The organism is Ruegeria sp. CRTD044 (assembly GCF_059613485.1).
Genome location: NZ_JBXWSP010000016.1, coordinates 353,343 through 367,682 on the forward strand (window position 1 = coordinate 353,343; position 14,340 = coordinate 367,682).

Annotated in this window: 13 protein-coding genes; 3 read left to right on the top strand and 10 right to left on the bottom strand. The window is 61.9% G+C overall.

Annotated elements, in window-relative coordinates; all coding sequences use genetic code 11:
- The first annotated feature begins 109 nt into the window (after positions 1-109).
- On the top strand, positions 110-1,000 hold the full coding sequence (locus AC2FNL_RS14125) for a YHYH protein (protein WP_496834028.1): 891 nt from the start codon (positions 110-112) through the stop codon (positions 998-1,000).
- Positions 1,001-1,007: 7 nt separating this feature from the next.
- Here the strand turns inward: AC2FNL_RS14125 and AC2FNL_RS14130 are convergent, their stop codons facing one another.
- The 3 genes from AC2FNL_RS14130 to AC2FNL_RS14140 form a co-directional block, all read right to left on the bottom strand.
- A complete protein-coding gene (locus tag AC2FNL_RS14130) occupies positions 1,008-2,750 on the bottom strand; it encodes a peptidoglycan -binding protein (protein WP_496834029.1) in 1,743 nt (580 codons plus the stop codon).
- Between the two features lie 3 nt (positions 2,751-2,753).
- Complete coding sequence (locus AC2FNL_RS14135; RefSeq protein ID WP_093964628.1) at positions 2,754-3,932, bottom strand: biopolymer transporter ExbB; 1,179 nt, start codon at positions 3,930-3,932, stop codon at positions 2,754-2,756.
- A 68-nt stretch (positions 3,933-4,000) separates the two neighbouring features.
- Positions 4,001-4,531, bottom strand: coding sequence for a gamma-glutamylcyclotransferase (locus AC2FNL_RS14140; RefSeq protein WP_093964627.1), 531 nt, complete (start codon positions 4,529-4,531; stop codon positions 4,001-4,003).
- A 67-nt stretch (positions 4,532-4,598) separates the two neighbouring features.
- Between AC2FNL_RS14140 and AC2FNL_RS14145 the strand changes: the two genes are divergently transcribed.
- Complete coding sequence (locus AC2FNL_RS14145; RefSeq protein WP_496834030.1) at positions 4,599-5,600, top strand: DUF2125 domain-containing protein; 1,002 nt, start codon at positions 4,599-4,601, stop codon at positions 5,598-5,600.
- Here AC2FNL_RS14145 and AC2FNL_RS14150 read toward each other — a convergent pair.
- The 4 genes from AC2FNL_RS14150 to AC2FNL_RS14165 all read right to left on the bottom strand — a co-directional run bounded on the left by AC2FNL_RS14150 (position 5,597) and on the right by AC2FNL_RS14165 (position 9,933).
- Complete coding sequence (locus tag AC2FNL_RS14150) at positions 5,597-6,454, bottom strand: extensin-like domain-containing protein (protein WP_093964625.1); 858 nt, start codon at positions 6,452-6,454, stop codon at positions 5,597-5,599. The two genes, AC2FNL_RS14145 and AC2FNL_RS14150, sit on opposite strands and share 4 nt — an antisense overlap.
- On the bottom strand, positions 6,451-7,371 hold the full coding sequence (locus tag AC2FNL_RS14155; RefSeq protein ID WP_496834031.1) for a prephenate/arogenate dehydrogenase family protein: 921 nt from the start codon (positions 7,369-7,371) through the stop codon (positions 6,451-6,453). Before AC2FNL_RS14155 ends, AC2FNL_RS14150 begins: the two co-directional genes overlap by 4 nt.
- Positions 7,368-8,453: a histidinol-phosphate transaminase gene (hisC, locus tag AC2FNL_RS14160; protein WP_496834032.1), complete on the bottom strand. Its 1,086-nt coding sequence runs from the start codon at positions 8,451-8,453 to the stop codon at positions 7,368-7,370. Before hisC ends, AC2FNL_RS14155 begins: the two co-directional genes overlap by 4 nt.
- A gap of 64 nt (positions 8,454-8,517) precedes the next feature.
- Entirely contained in the window at positions 8,518-9,933 is a 1,416-nt protein-coding gene (locus AC2FNL_RS14165; protein ID WP_496834033.1) for an aminotransferase class V-fold PLP-dependent enzyme, read from the bottom strand.
- Between the two features lie 102 nt (positions 9,934-10,035).
- On the opposite strand from AC2FNL_RS14165, the gene AC2FNL_RS14170 reads away from it, so the two are divergent.
- A complete protein-coding gene (locus tag AC2FNL_RS14170) occupies positions 10,036-10,497 on the top strand; it encodes an Lrp/AsnC family transcriptional regulator (RefSeq protein WP_496834034.1) in 462 nt (153 codons plus the stop codon).
- A 67-nt stretch (positions 10,498-10,564) separates the two neighbouring features.
- Here the strand turns inward: AC2FNL_RS14170 and rpsD are convergent, their stop codons facing one another.
- The 3 genes from rpsD to AC2FNL_RS14185 all read right to left on the bottom strand — a co-directional run bounded on the left by rpsD (position 10,565) and on the right by AC2FNL_RS14185 (position 14,336).
- Positions 10,565-11,185 carry a 30S ribosomal protein S4 gene (gene rpsD / locus AC2FNL_RS14175; protein WP_093964621.1) on the bottom strand — a complete coding sequence of 207 codons (621 nt, stop codon included), beginning with the start codon at positions 11,183-11,185 and terminating at the stop codon, positions 10,565-10,567.
- A gap of 196 nt (positions 11,186-11,381) precedes the next feature.
- On the bottom strand, positions 11,382-11,759 hold the full coding sequence (locus AC2FNL_RS14180; RefSeq protein WP_496834035.1) for a hypothetical protein: 378 nt from the start codon (positions 11,757-11,759) through the stop codon (positions 11,382-11,384).
- A gap of 294 nt (positions 11,760-12,053) precedes the next feature.
- The gene (locus AC2FNL_RS14185) at positions 12,054-14,336 is read right to left on the bottom strand and encodes an adenosylcobalamin-dependent ribonucleoside-diphosphate reductase (protein WP_496834036.1); all 2,283 of its coding nucleotides are present in this window, start codon (positions 14,334-14,336) and stop codon (positions 12,054-12,056) included.
- Positions 14,337-14,340 lie beyond the last annotated feature (4 nt).

The window sequence follows — 14,340 nt, forward strand, 5'->3', positions numbered from 1 at the left end:
GAGTGGCCGCCCCCTCTCCTGCCAGTATCCTCCAAAAAAGACAGTTCCCAGCGACGGAAACCGCTGCGCGCCACGTTTCAAACCAAAGCCTTTGGAGTGGAGCAGCACAGTGTCCAGAAAAATCGCCGTCATTTGGAGCATCGCCTTCGCGGCCTCGGTCGTCGGCGTAATCGCCTCTGCCCAGCATCGGTTTCGCTTTCATGACGAAACCCGCGCCCAACCGTTGAACCTGGAACCGGCGACCGTCAACTCAGGCGTCAACAGATCAGAGATCACCGAACAAGGCCGCACCTTGTCGATTACCGGCAATGGCATCCCCAATCATCTGGTCGGTCGCTTTCCGAACAAAGACAACCCGCATCATATCGCCGAGCAGCCGGTCAAGTTGAGCGTGCCGGCCGTTCCGAGGGCGAGTGCAACCCGGACGCCTCTGCGCATGGGGTGGAACTTTGGCGTGACTCTCACTGGGGTCGTCTTTGACCCACTGGCCGCTGAATTCTGGCACGGCGATCCCCGGTCGGGCTGGTCCTACAATGCCTTGGGCGGCGCGATCGCGCTTGGACTCGATGCCAATTTCGCACATGTCCAGCCAAGCGGAAAGTATCACTACCACGGGGTTCCGACCGGCCTGATCGAAATGCAGGGCTGGTCACCGAAAGAACACTCTCCGTTGATCGGGTATGCAGCGGACGGGTTTCCGATTTACGCCCGAACCGGTTTGGTGGGCGGCAATGTCACGCAAATGACCTCTTCCTACCGGCTGAAGGCCGGCCAGCGCCCTGGCGGCGCCGCCCCTGACGGACGACATGATGGAACGTTCAACGAAGACTACGAGTTCGTGGCAGGACTTGGAGCGCTCGACGAATGCAATGGTGCCATGACCGTCTCGGCCGCGTTTCCTTCGGGCACCTACGCGTATTTTCTGACCGACGACTACCCGGTTGTTCCACGCTGTTTTGCGGGCACACCCGATCCCAGCTTCCGCTTCGGGCCGCGCTGACACTGGCTTAGCGTTCGGTCAGCTTCAATTCGATGCGGCGGTTCTTTGCCCGCGCTTCCGGAGTGTCCGCCGTATCGACAGGTTGAAACTCGCCGAATCCGTTTGCTGACAGGCGTTCCGGCGGAATGCCCAACTGTTCGACCATGTAGCGCACGACCGACAGCGCCCGCCCTTGGCTGAGCTCCCAGTTGTCTCGATACCGTCCTGTTCCGTTCAGCGGGATATTGTCCGTGTGACCGTCGACCCGGATGACCCAGTTCAATTCGGGCGGAATGTCCGCCGCAATCCCGCGCAGAATGCCCGCCACTTTCGCGACCTCGCGCCGGCCATCCTCGGACAGAACCGCCGAACCGGGTGGGAACAGCACCTCGGATGAGAATACGAAGCGGTCGCCCTCGATCCGAACGCCTTCCTGGTTGCCCAACACGTCGCGCAGGCGACCAAAGAACTCGGAGCGGTACCGCTGCAGGTCTTCGGCCTGCGCCGTAAGTTCCTGATTCTGACCGGCCAGCTTCTCGGCCTCAGCTTCCAGACGGACACGTTCGGCCTCTTCCAGCAGGCGGCGGCGCCGTTCTTCGGACGCGGCCCGGGCAAGGGCCGCGTTCAGGTCCTGACCAAGGGTCTGAATTTGCACCTCGGCCTCAGCATTCCTGTCTTTGTAGTCATCCAGCAGCGCCTGCAACGACCCCAATTGGCCGCGCAATGCGGCGATCTGCTGATTCAACAGGGCCGTCTGGCGTTGCGCCTTGGCGGAAAGAGCCTTTTCGGTGGCGATCGTTTCCCGGGCAACGGCAAGCAAGGCGTCACGCTGCTCGGCCAGCGTCCGCTGACTTTCGGCCTCGGCCTCGGCTTCGGTTCGCGCCGCAAGGGCTGCTTCAAGCTGAGCCTTGAGCTCCTCGTCATTCAACTCACCGAATTGCCGCTCAAGCTCGGCCTTGGCCGTCTGAGCGGCGGCCAACAGTGTCAGTGTTTCCTCGGCCTGTTTGCGCTGTTCTTCCAGTGCCAGGGTCATGGCCGTCAATTCGGCATCCGCATTCTGCAATCTGTTGCGCAGCGCCTCAGCGGCAGCAGCCTCGGCGACGCGGGCGGCTTCCTCTTCGGACAACTGGCTTTGCAATTCCGCGATCTGCGCCGCGCGCGCGCTGTCCGCTTGCTCAAGGTCGGCTACCAAGGCCTCCAGCGCTTCGCGGCGTGCAGCCGCCAGCCGTGCAGCCTCGGCCTGGGCATCCACCTCCGCACGGGTTTGGGCCAAGGCTAGGTTCAATGCCTCCTGCTCGGACAGCAGTTGCTCGCGTTGGGAATCCAATTCGGCAATATCGCCCTGCGCACGCGCCTGATCAGCCAAAAGCGCGGCGACTTGCGCTTCGAACCCTGTGATACGAGTCTGCGCCTCTTCCAACTCGGCCGCGCGCTGGTCACGCTCCGAGGTCAGAGAAGAGATCAAGGCCTGCGCCTGGCTCAGATCTTCTTCGGCCTGCGACAGCGTGGTGTTCAGTGCCCCCAACCGGGCCTGCAGGCGGCTGTTCTCGCGCTCTTCCAGGCCCAAAGCATCCGCAAGGGCGGCCACTTCGTCCGACAGGGCCGTCAATTCGTCTTCCTGTCCGGAGATGGTTTCGCGCAGCACGAACTGCACGACCATGAAAATGGTCAGCACAAAGGTCATGACCATAAGCAGCCCCGTGATCGCATCAACGAAGCCGGGCCAGACCGAGCCCTGGAAACGCTGACCGGTTCGACGAGACAGGGCCATGTGTTATTCTCCGCCCGGTGTATGGCGCGCCGCCCCGCGCGGAAGCGTCAGCGCCTTGACCAGCAGTTCGAAATCCTTGCGCAGTTCGTTCATGCTGTCCTGGCGACCGGCCGAGATTTCTTCGAGAATGCGCAGAAGCTGCACGTCCATCGACCGCAGCCGCATCCGGCTTTCGGCGTCGATCCCCTCGCCCGCACCATGTTCACGCATGTGATCCAGCAGCGCGTCCTGCCCCAACGCGATCCGCTCAAGCGCGGCGGTGACCCCTTCGGTTTCCGCCTGTCGCTGGTTCATGTCCGCGATGACATCGACCAATGCACCCAGCTTGGCCGATACCTCGGCGCGATCCGACTCTTGGGCCGCGAACAGATCCTGCAGCGCGTCCATCTGCTCGGACATGGCATCAAGGACCGGGGTCAGCACCGCCAGTTCCGCACCACCTTCGTCTCCGGCGGCAAATCCGACGCGCGTGATCGACGACAGCCATTCCTCAAGCTCACGGTAGAAACGGTTCTGCCCGTGGCCGGCGAACAGTTCGAGCAAACCCACGATCAGCGATCCGGCAAGCCCCAACAGAGAGGACCCGAACGCCACGCCCATGCCTTGCAGCTGGGATTCGAGGCCACTCATCAGGCGATTGAATACGGCCAGGCCTTCTTCGCCCTCTTGGGGGTTCAGGCTGCGAATGGTGTCGACAATTGCAGGAACCGTTGTTGCCAAGCCGAAGAATGTGCCCAGAAGACCCAGATAGATCAGTACGTTGGTGATGTAACGGGTGAATTCCCGCTCTTCCTCGACCCGTTCCGCGACCGAATCCAGGATCGACCGGGTCGATGTCGAGCTGATCTGCGATTTCGCCCCGCGTGCGCGAAGCAGCGACGCCAAAGGGGCCAACAGCTGCGGTGTACGAGCGTCTTCGCGCACGACGCCGCCCACGAACGCTTCGATCCAGCGAACCGAACCGATCAACTGGGTCACCTGATAGAAACAGGCCACCACGCCGATGACGAAGACCAGCAGGATGAATCCGTTCAGATAGGGGTTGGCATAAAAAACCGGCAGCACGTAGGGCAGAGCCATGAACACGCCCAGGCCCGACAGCCCGATGGCGATCAGCATCATCACGATTTGACGGATCGGTTGCGAGAAATGCGGTCTCGCGCCCTGCTGTACATGCGCCATGCGCGTCTTTCCCGGTTTTGCCTGCTCTGAGGCGAATCTATCGAAAATCTGGTGGCAAAGCCAAAGGTTTATGCGGTCAAGCTGCGCACCCGTTGCGCCAACCACTCAAGATCCGGGTCGTGCAACCCGATCTCGGACAGGTGTTCAGCGGTATTGTAAAGATACTCGGGGTTGGGGCCGCGGCCGCCCACGGCCTGCGCGATGATTTGCGCCTGCTCCTCCAGCGGCAGGCCCCCGCAATACTGCACGTGGTCGGGATCGATCACATAAGTCACTGCCGTCACCGTCTGGCCACTGTCCAGATGCACGTCCAGCATCTTCTCCACATAGGCTGACGAGATCAATTCGCGCTCGCGCAGTTCCTCAAGGGTGCGTTCCTCATGGCCTGGTTCGACCGCCAGCGCCAAGCCCTTGCAATGGGCATCCGGGTGTTCGTCCAAGGCCAGGACAAGTCCGGGGTTTTCCTCGGTTCCGCGGTGATGGATCGACCGCATGCAAAATGACCGCGCATAGCCGTGAAGTGTCGCCTGCTCGCGCCGGGCCACAGGAAAGCCCGGATTCCACAACAGCGACCCGTATCCGAATACCCACATCGTCATAGTTCTGGTCCTTGCCCGTTTAGGCCTATAAACATCAATTCCAAGGCAGGAAAAAGGGCCATTTGCGATGCGCCGACTGGTACGAGTGTTCATATTTCTGACCATCCTCTGGGGCGGGTATTGGGCCATAGCCGGGTATGGGCTGCGCAGCGCCATCACCGGTTGGTTCGCGCATCAGCAGGATCTTGGATGGCAGGCCGACTATTCCGACGTGGAAATCGCCGGGTTTCCGCTGCACCACGTGACCCGCTTGAACAGTGTCGCGCTGGCCGATGCGGTGAATGGAACAGCCTGGAGCGCGGATTGGATCGAATTCGAAAGCCCCGCCATCTGGCCCGGACGACAGATCTTGCGCTTTGCGGATACGCAGCAGCGGCTGTCCTATTTCGACCAGACCGCAATCATTCTGGCAGACAGCCTTCAGGCGGAACTGAACCTGCGTCCGGGCGTCGCGTTGGAGTTGGAGAAGATGGCCCTGACATCGGGCAACTGGTCGGTGACCCAGGACGGAACCGACATGGCTGCCGGTCAGTCACTTGCCCTGGTCATGGAACAAGGCACCCAGCCCGAGAGCTATGCGATCGGGGTCAGTTCGGATGCCTTCACGCCCGGTGAAGACCTGCGCGCGCTGATGCGAACGGCGGCTTCGCTGCCCCAAGCCTTCGAGACGCTTGAACTGGACATGAATGTCACCTTCGACAAAACCTGGGACCGCTCCGCGCTGGAAGAACGTCGCCCTCAACCTCGTTTGATCGACCTGCATCTGGCCGAGGTGCAATGGGGCGAATTGCGTCTGTTTGCAACCGGCGAACTGGAGGTTGATGAACAGGGCATTCCGGTCGGAGAGATTGCGGTCAAAGCCGAGAACTGGCGTGACATGATTGCCATGGCCAATGCTGCAGGTGCCCTGCCCGATCAGGCCGTTGATCCGGTCACGCGGGCGTTGAACCTGCTGGCCGGCCTGGGGGGCAACCCCAACGCGCTGGACCTACAGCTGAATTTCCGCGACGGATTCGTGGCTTTGGGACCGTTGCCGTTGGGGCCGGCCCCGCGTCTGATCCTGCGTTAGCGGCAGTAGGGTCCGCTGCGGTAACGGGCGGTATCAAGGTGGAAATGGTTCTGGTGATAGCGGTCTGAATTCGGGCCCAGCACCGTGCCGAAGGGCCCGCACGCCCCGCGCCAGATCTTGGTCAGCTGCTTCTTCGAGGGGTTTTTACGCCAACCGTCCAGAACTGTCACCACCTCGCCATCGGCCATTTTGAACCCAGAGATATCAATAGCCCGACCCTTGCCATGCTCCGAGATCCTTGCACCTTTCCGGTTGTTCCGGGTACGGCAAGCGTAATGTGCGGCAACCTGCAATTCGACCACTGGACCGCGCCGTTTGAACGTCGGCTTGACGGTCTTGTCGACCCATTTGTTCAAGGCGATCGCCGTACCGCAATCCATCGTGGATGGGCGGCTGAGAACCACGCCCGACACCGATGTGATCTGGACGGCATCCTTGATCCCGCAGGCTTTGATCTTGCCCGGAACCGAGCCCACGGCCTTGCCCTGAATGGCGATATCACCGCACACTGATCCTTTGCGCAGTTTTCGCTTTTTGAACAGGACTTGCTGTTCCAACGCCTCGGGCCGCAGATAGGGTTTGAGCGAGGTATCCGGTCCAAGCAGCGGAAGGTCGGCCGGGCGCGCCGCCACGGCTAAGACCTGAGGGGATACGGACCGCACCGCGGGTCGCATCTTCGCAGGCACAGCGATCGGCGTCGCCGGACTTGCCGGGACATAAGCGGCCTGCACCAGCTCTGCCGCCGGGGATGGCCGCGCAACCGGAACCAGTGATGTGTCTGGGGCCGATGCAGTGGCTGCGCCGGCCCAAACCACCGCAATCATCGACAAGGCTTTGCCTTTGATCAGTTTCATGACTTGGCCTTCACACGCCCGAAATCAGGAGCGTCGGTGTCCTGACCCGCGTCGATGATGCCGCGCCGGATCGCCCTGGTGTGGGTAAAGTAGTCGAACAGGTGCTGACCGTCGCCCGTACGGATCGCACGCTGCAGGGCAAACAGCTCTTCGGTGAAACGGCCGAGGATTTCCAGCGTCGCGTCCTTGTTGGTCAGGAACACGTCGCGCCACATGGTTGGGTCCGAGGCCGCGATCCGGGTGAAATCACGGAAACCGGCGGCAGAGTACTTGATGACCTCGGAGTCGGTGACGCGCCGCAGGTCGTCGGCGACGCCCACCATCGTATAGGCGATCAGGTGCGGCGCGTGGCTGGTGACGGCCAGAACCAGATCGTGGTGATCGGCATCCATCTCGTCGACATTCGACCCCATCCCTTCCCACAGGGCGCGCAGGCGGGCGATGGCCTCGGGGTCAGACCCTTCGACCGGAACCAGCAGGCACCAGCGGTTGTCGAACAGCTCAGCAAAGCCGGATTCGGGGCCGGAATGCTCGGTCCCGGCCAGCGGGTGGGCGGGCACGAAATGCACGCCTTCAGGAATATGCGGGCCAACCTCTTCAATGACGTGACGTTTGACCGAGCCTACATCCGAAACGGTCGCGCCGGGCTTGAGCACCGGCGCGATGTCCTTGGCGACGGAGCCCATTGCGCCCACCGGCACGCAGAGCACGACCAGATCGGCACCCTCGACCGCCTCTTGCGCGGTGTCGCAGACCCGGTCGCACAGCCCGATGCGCCGCGCAGTGTCGCGGGTGGCCTCGGACCTGGCATAGCCAGTCACCTCGCCCGCCAACCCGGCGCGCTTGACCGCCCAGTACATCGACGAGGCGATCAGGCCCAACCCGATCAGCGCCACGCGGTCATAGATCTGGCTCATGCGGCGCCCCCTTTGAACGCGGTGATGGCCGCAACCACGCGGCGACAGGCCTTTTCGTCGCCCACGGTGATCCGCAGAGCGTTGGGCAGCTTGTAGCCCGCAACCCGGCGCACGATCAAACCTTTCGATTGCAGATAGGCGTCGCAGGCCTCGGCCTCGGCCTGATCCGCGAACCGCGCGAGGATGAAATTGGTGCAGGACGTATCGGACGGAACGCCGATCTTGGCCAACTCGGCCGACAGCCATTCGCGCAGGCGCGTGTTTTCGGCCCGGCAGAATTCGACATATTCCACATCGGCCACGGCGGCCTCGGCCGCGGCGATGGCCGTCAGCGACAGGTTGAAGGGCTGGCGCACGCGGTTCAGCACGTCGATGATTTCGCGATGCGCATAGCCCCAGCCGACCCGCATGCCGCCAAGCCCGTAAATCTTCGAGAAGGTCCGGGTCATGATCACGTTGTCGAACCGGTCCACCAGACCGGCGCCGCCGTCAAAGCCCGGTACGAATTCCGCGTAGGCGCCATCCAGGACCATCAGGCAGGTCTGCGGCAGGCCCTCGGCCAAGCGCGTCAGCTCGGCGTCCGAGATCATGGTCGAGGTCGGATTGCCCGGGTTGGTCACGAACACGATGCGGGTACGGTCAGTCACTGCGGCCAGGATCGCATCGACATCGACCTTGCGGTCGCGCTCGGGCACCTCGACCGGGGTCGCGCCGGCCATGCGGGCGATGATCGGATACATCGAGAAGCCGTGCTCGGTATGGATCACCTCGTCCCCCGGCCCGGCATAGGCCTGGGCCACGAATTGCAGCACTTCGTCACTGCCCACGCCACAAATGATCCGGTCGGGGTCCAGCCCGTGCCGCTCGCCGATCGCGGCGCGCAGGTTGTAGTGATCGGTCACCGGATAGCGATGCAGCATCGTGGCACTTTCGCGCACGGCTTCGATCGCCTTGGGGCTGGGGCCAAAGGGGTTTTCGTTGGAACTCAGCTTGATGACGTTTTCCACGCCCTCGACATGCGACTGACCGCCCTGATACAGCGCGATATCCATGATGCCGGGTTGCGGGGTGATCTTGTTCATGAGGGGCTCCGTTGGTTGCGCCCCTCATACAGGTCTCAAGGCCTTGGGAAAAGCGGCAATTCCGTCACGCCGCCTTGAAGCGGGCGGTTGCCGGATCGGCGGCGTAGAACGGGGTGTATTCCTGCGTACGGCGCGAGAGGTCATTGACGCTGTCGATGATGAACTGAACCGTGTCCTCGTTCATCATGTACGAGAAGTTCAGCCGCACCCAACCCGGTTTCTTCATCTCTTCACCGGCCGACAACGCCGCGTGCAGCGCCTCCGAGGCCGCCTTGTCGATGCCCAGCAGCCGATGCGCATAGGGGCCGGCGCAGGCACACCCGCCGCGCGCCTGAATGCCGTAGATGTCGCTGAGCATCCGGGTGAACAGCTGTTGGTGCACCGGTTGCCCTGCAGTGTCGCGCACCAGGAAGGAAAAGATCGGCAGGCGGTGCGGGTGATCCACACCCAGCAGGGTCAGGTTCGGGTTGTCACGCCACCCATCCAACGCCATGCGGTTGTACAGCGCCTCGCGCCGGGCGATCTCGTCGGTGCCCACGGCATCCTTGACGATGAAGGCCAGGGCCGCGCGGATGTCGCCGATCACGTTCGGGGTTCCCGCCTCTTCGCGGGTGGCCAGATCGGTGCTGTAGTCGTGGCGCCAGGGCGAAACGAAGCTGACCGTGCCCCCGCCTGGCCAGCTGGGACAGGTGCGGCGCACGGCGCTCTGGTTCACGACCAGAACACCCGAAGCCCCCGGCCCGCCCGGAAACTTGTGAGGAGACACGACGATGGCATCCTTGCGCGCATCGTCCGGCCCCATGTCCATCGGCAGGTAGGGCCCGCCCCCTGCGTAGTCCCAGACCGCGCGCGCCCCGTGCCGTTTCAACAGTCGTGTCACCGGATCAGGGTCGGTGATCACGCCCGTGACATTCGACGCCGCCGAAAATGACCCGATCACCAGATCCGAGGCCGAATGGTCGATCAGCGCCTTTTCCAGCACCGCCATGTCAGGCCCGCCCTCGGGGCCTTCGGGGATCTCGATGACCTGCGCCTTGCTCTCACGCCAGGGCAGGATGTTCGAATGGTGCTCGTACGGACCAATCAAGACAACCGGCCGGTCAGCCTCTTGCACTCCCATCAAACTGACCAGCCGGTTGAGTCCCGCAGTGGCACCAGACCCGGTGAAGATCACCGCGTCATCTCCCCTCGCGCCAACGATGCGGGCTATTTCCGCGCGCGCCTCGCGGCGCAGTCGCGTCATGTAGGAACCGCAATAGGAGGCCTCGGTGTGGCTGTTCGCATAGAAAGGCAACACATGCTGGGCCACAAAATCCTCGACCTGCCGCAATGCGCGGCCCGAGGCAACGTAGTCCGCGTACACAAGCGGCACGTCCCCATGCAGACCCGGGATCAGAACGTTCTCTCCGATCAGCCCGTCGCGCAGGGTCGAATTGTGAGTGGCGGCTTGGATTTCTGCACGAAAATGGGACAGGGTCATGTCATTGGCTCCATATTGCACCTCCAATATGATCTACTTGAGCTGAATAAACTTCACCTATCTTTGCTTGAATTATTAAAGTTCTGGGTCATATGATCTGAAATGAATGAAAAGATAGATCAAATTGACAAGCGCCTCCTGCGCGAACTGCAAAAGGACGCGACCCTTTCCCAACGCGAACTGGCCGAGCGAGTCGGCCTGTCGCAAAACGCCTGCTGGCGGCGGTTGAAGGCGCTGAACGACGCAGGCGTCCTGACAGGGTCGACAGCCCGGATCGCGCGCGAAAAACTGGGGCTGAACTTGGTGGTCTTCGTGATGCTGCGGACCCGGCACCACTCGGCCGAGTGGCTGCAGGCCTTTCGCAGCCATGTCCTGACCATTCCGGAAGTCGTGGATTTCCACCGGATCGGCGGCGACTACGACTATCAGCTACGGGTCGTGACGCAGGATATGGCGAGTTATGACAAGGTCTATCAGCGCCTGATCGAGAAGGTCGAACTGGACAGCGTGACATCGTATTTCGCGATGGAGGCGATCGCAGAAGACCGCCCTTTGCCGATCTGAGTGTGTGCCATGAAAAAGGGCCGCACCTTCGCAGGTACGGCCCGTTTTCTGAAACTGTCCGCGAAGATCAGTTCTTCGCGTAGAATTCGACGACCAGGTTCGGTTCCATCATGACCGGGTACGGCACGTCGCCCAGCGACGGGGTGCGCACGAAGGTCGCGGTCATCTTCGAGTGGTCAACTTCCAGGTAGTCCGGAACATCACGCTCGGCCAGGCCAACGGCTTCCAGAACGACGGCCAGTTGCTTGGACTTGTCGCGGACCTCGATCACGTCGCCTTCTTTGACGCGGTAGCTGGGGATGTTCACCCGCTTGCCGTTCACCTTGACGTGGCCGTGGTTCACGAACTGACGTGCGGCGAACACTGTCGGCACGAATTTGGCGCGGTAAACAACAGCGTCCAGACGGCGCTCCAGCAGGCCGATCAGGTTTTCACCAGTGTCGCCGTTCACACGTACGGCTTCGGCATAGATGCGGCGGAACTGCTTCTCGGTCAGGTCGCCGTAGTAGCCTTTCAGCTTCTGCTTGGCGCGAAGCTGCAGACCGAAGTCCGAAAGTTTGCCTTTGCGGCGCTGACCATGCTGGCCGGGGCCGTATTCACGACGGTTGACCGGGGATTTCGGGCGACCCCAGATGTTTTCGCCCATCCGGCGGTCGATTTTGTGCTTGGCAGACGTGCGTTTGGTCACGGCTGATCTCCTTCTTAAGGTCGAGGCCCTGATAGGCCACTATGAAGGGCGTTGTCCTCTTGAGGTTTCCCCCATGACAGGCATCCCCTTGCGAGGGCCACCAACACCAATGAAGCCGCGCTTATATCTGCGGACAGACCAGAGTCAACATGCTGCGATGCGTGGACGAAGAAATAGTTCCTAGGGAATGGGCCGTTTATTCAGCGGCGGTCGCCGTCATGTGCGGCGCAAGAACCAACGTTTGCTCCGTTGACCTGCGATGCGTGGGGAAGGAAACAACGTTGCCAGCACCCGATTGGCTTGCGTCGGCATATTCTTCGACGGCGCACACCCAGAAGTCGTGACCCCGCGCGGGGCAGCCATTTTGGAACAGAAAAACCGCGTCCTTCTGACCTTCGACCAACGTCAACTCGGCCTCGTAGGTCTGCGCCCCATTCGTCAATGAGATAACTGCAAGCGTGGCGATCGGCTTCAGCGTTGCGGCTTCGGGGCCATGCCCGGCCAACGCCATCAACGCCTGATCATGTCCAGTCTGTACGGAATATTCCGCGTCACACTCCGGCAAGCGTGTCATGCACCCATGCCACGACCAAGACGCTCCAATGGCCAAATCTGCCACAGGCGCTGCTTCAAGCCCGTCAATTTCCGTCTGGGACCAAAATACTGCTACGCGACCGTTATACCCGGCTGTCATCTGCCCGCCCGACCTTTCAAACTCATCACCCCGTACATTAGCGGTGTATCAACGATGAATCCGGCGGAAAAGAGACGGAATTGCAGCTTTCACGAGAATGTTGCCGGAGAGTCAAATCAAATTGAGACTCCGGCGAAACACAATACAACTTTAACGACAGTTATATGGCATTCGTCAACCGCATTTCGAGTGTCCGCAGCTGCGGCAGGTCATGCAGCCCTCGATCATCACCATGTCATACTGGCCGCAGGACGGGCAGGCCTTGCCGCGTGGTGCGTCCATGTTGACCACCTGCGCCTTCGGGTCGGATTTCAGGCCCATGCCCTCGCCCTCAAGGAACCCGATCGCGATCATGTGCTGCTCGATCACGCCGCCGATCGCCGCCAGGATCGACGGGATGTACTTGCCCTGCACCCAGGCCCCGCCACGCGGATCGAACACGGCCTTCAGTTCTTCGACCACAAAGGACACGTCCCCGCCCCGCCGGAATACGGCCGAGATCATCCGGGTCAGGGCCAGCGTCCAGGCGTAATGCTCCATGTTCTTCGAGTTGATGAACACTTCGAACGGACGCCGCCGACCACCGATGACGATGTCGTTGATCGTCAGATAGATCGCGTGCTCGCTGTCGGGCCATTTCAACTTGTAGGTCGACCCTTCCAGAGATTGCGGGCGGTCCAGCGGTTCGGACATGTAGATCACGTCGCCACCGTCCACCTCGTGCGGGGCATCGGCGCTTTCGCCCGGCACCTTGTCGTCGCTTTCCGAGACGGTCAGCACCGATCCCGTCACATCATTCGGGCGATAGGTGGTGCAGCCTTTGCAGCCCATATCCCAAGCCTGCATGTACACGTCCTTGAAAGCATCGAACGAGATGTCCTCGGGGCAGTTGATCGTCTTCGAGATCGAGCTGTCGATCCATTTCTGGGCGGCTGCCTGCATCTTGACATGCTCAGCCGGGGTCAGGGTCTGGGCGTTCACGAAATAGTCGGGCAGTTCCACGTCGCCGAACTTGTCGCGCCACATCTGAACGGCATAGTCCACCACCTCTTCCTCGGTGCGCGAGCCGTCCTTCTGCAGCACCTTGCGGGTGTAGGCATAGGCAAAGACCGGCTCGATCCCCGACGACACGTTGCCCGCATAGAGCGAGATCGTCCCCGTTGGTGCGATCGAGGTCAGTAGCGCATTGCGGATCCCATGGTCGCGGATGGCCTGGCGTACATCGTCATCCATCTGCTGCATGGTGCCGCTGGCAAGGTATTTCTCGGCATCGAACAGGGGAAAGGCCCCTTTTTCCTTGGCCAAGTCGACCGACGCCAGATACGCGGCGCGGGCGATCGCGTGCAACCAGCGCTCGGTCTGACGCGCCGCCTCGTCCGAGCCATAGCGCAGGCCCAGCATCAACAGAGCATCCGCCAGCCCGGTCACGCCCAGACCGATACGGCGCTTGGCCTGCGCCTCGGCGGCCTGCTGCGGCAGCGGGAATTTCGAGGCATCCACCACGTTGTCCATCATGCGAACGGCCGTTGCGACAAGTTCCTGCAACGCCGCCTCGTCCAGATGGGCCGCGTCTTCGAACGGCGCCGACACCAGCCGGGCCAGATTGATCGAACCCAACAGACAGGCGCCATACGGCGGCAGGGGCTGTTCGCCGCACGGGTTGGTGGCGGCGATGGTCTCGGCATAGCTCAGGTTGTTGGACTGGTTGATCCGGTCGATGAAGATCACGCCCGGCTCGGCATAGTCATAGGTGGCCTGCATGATCTTGTTCCACAGATCGCGGGCCTGCACCGTGTGATAGACCTTGCCGTCAAAGACCAGATCCCACGAAGCATCGGCCTTGACCGCCTCCATGAAGGCATCGGTCACCAGCACCGACATGTTGAACATGCGCAACCGGGCCGGGTCGGACTTGGCGGTGATGAACTGTTCGATATCCGGATGGTCGCAGCGCATGGTCGCCATCATCGCGCCCCGGCGCGAGCCCGCCGACATGATGGTGCGGCACATGGCGTCCCACACATCCATGAACGACAGCGGCCCCGAGGCATCGGCGGCCACCCCGTGCACATCCGCGCCGCGCGGCCGGATGGTCGAGAAATCATAGCCGATCCCCCCGCCTTGCTGCATGGTCAGCGCGGCCTCTTTCAGCATGTCGAAAATACCACCCATGCTGTCGGGGATCGTGCCCATGACGAAACAGTTGAACAGGGTCACCTGCCGCGCGGTGCCTGCTCCGGCCGTGATCCGCCCGGCGGGCAGGTATTTGAAGTCCTCAAGCGCCTCGTAGAACTTCTGCTCCCAATGCGCGGGGTCCTTTTCCACCCGTGCCAGATCGCGCGCAATCCGCCGCCACGAATCCTCGACCGACTTGTCGATCGGCGTGCCATCCGCCTGTTTGAAGCGGTATTTCATGTCCCAGATCTGCTCGGCGATGGGGGCGGCAAAGCGGCTCATTGGT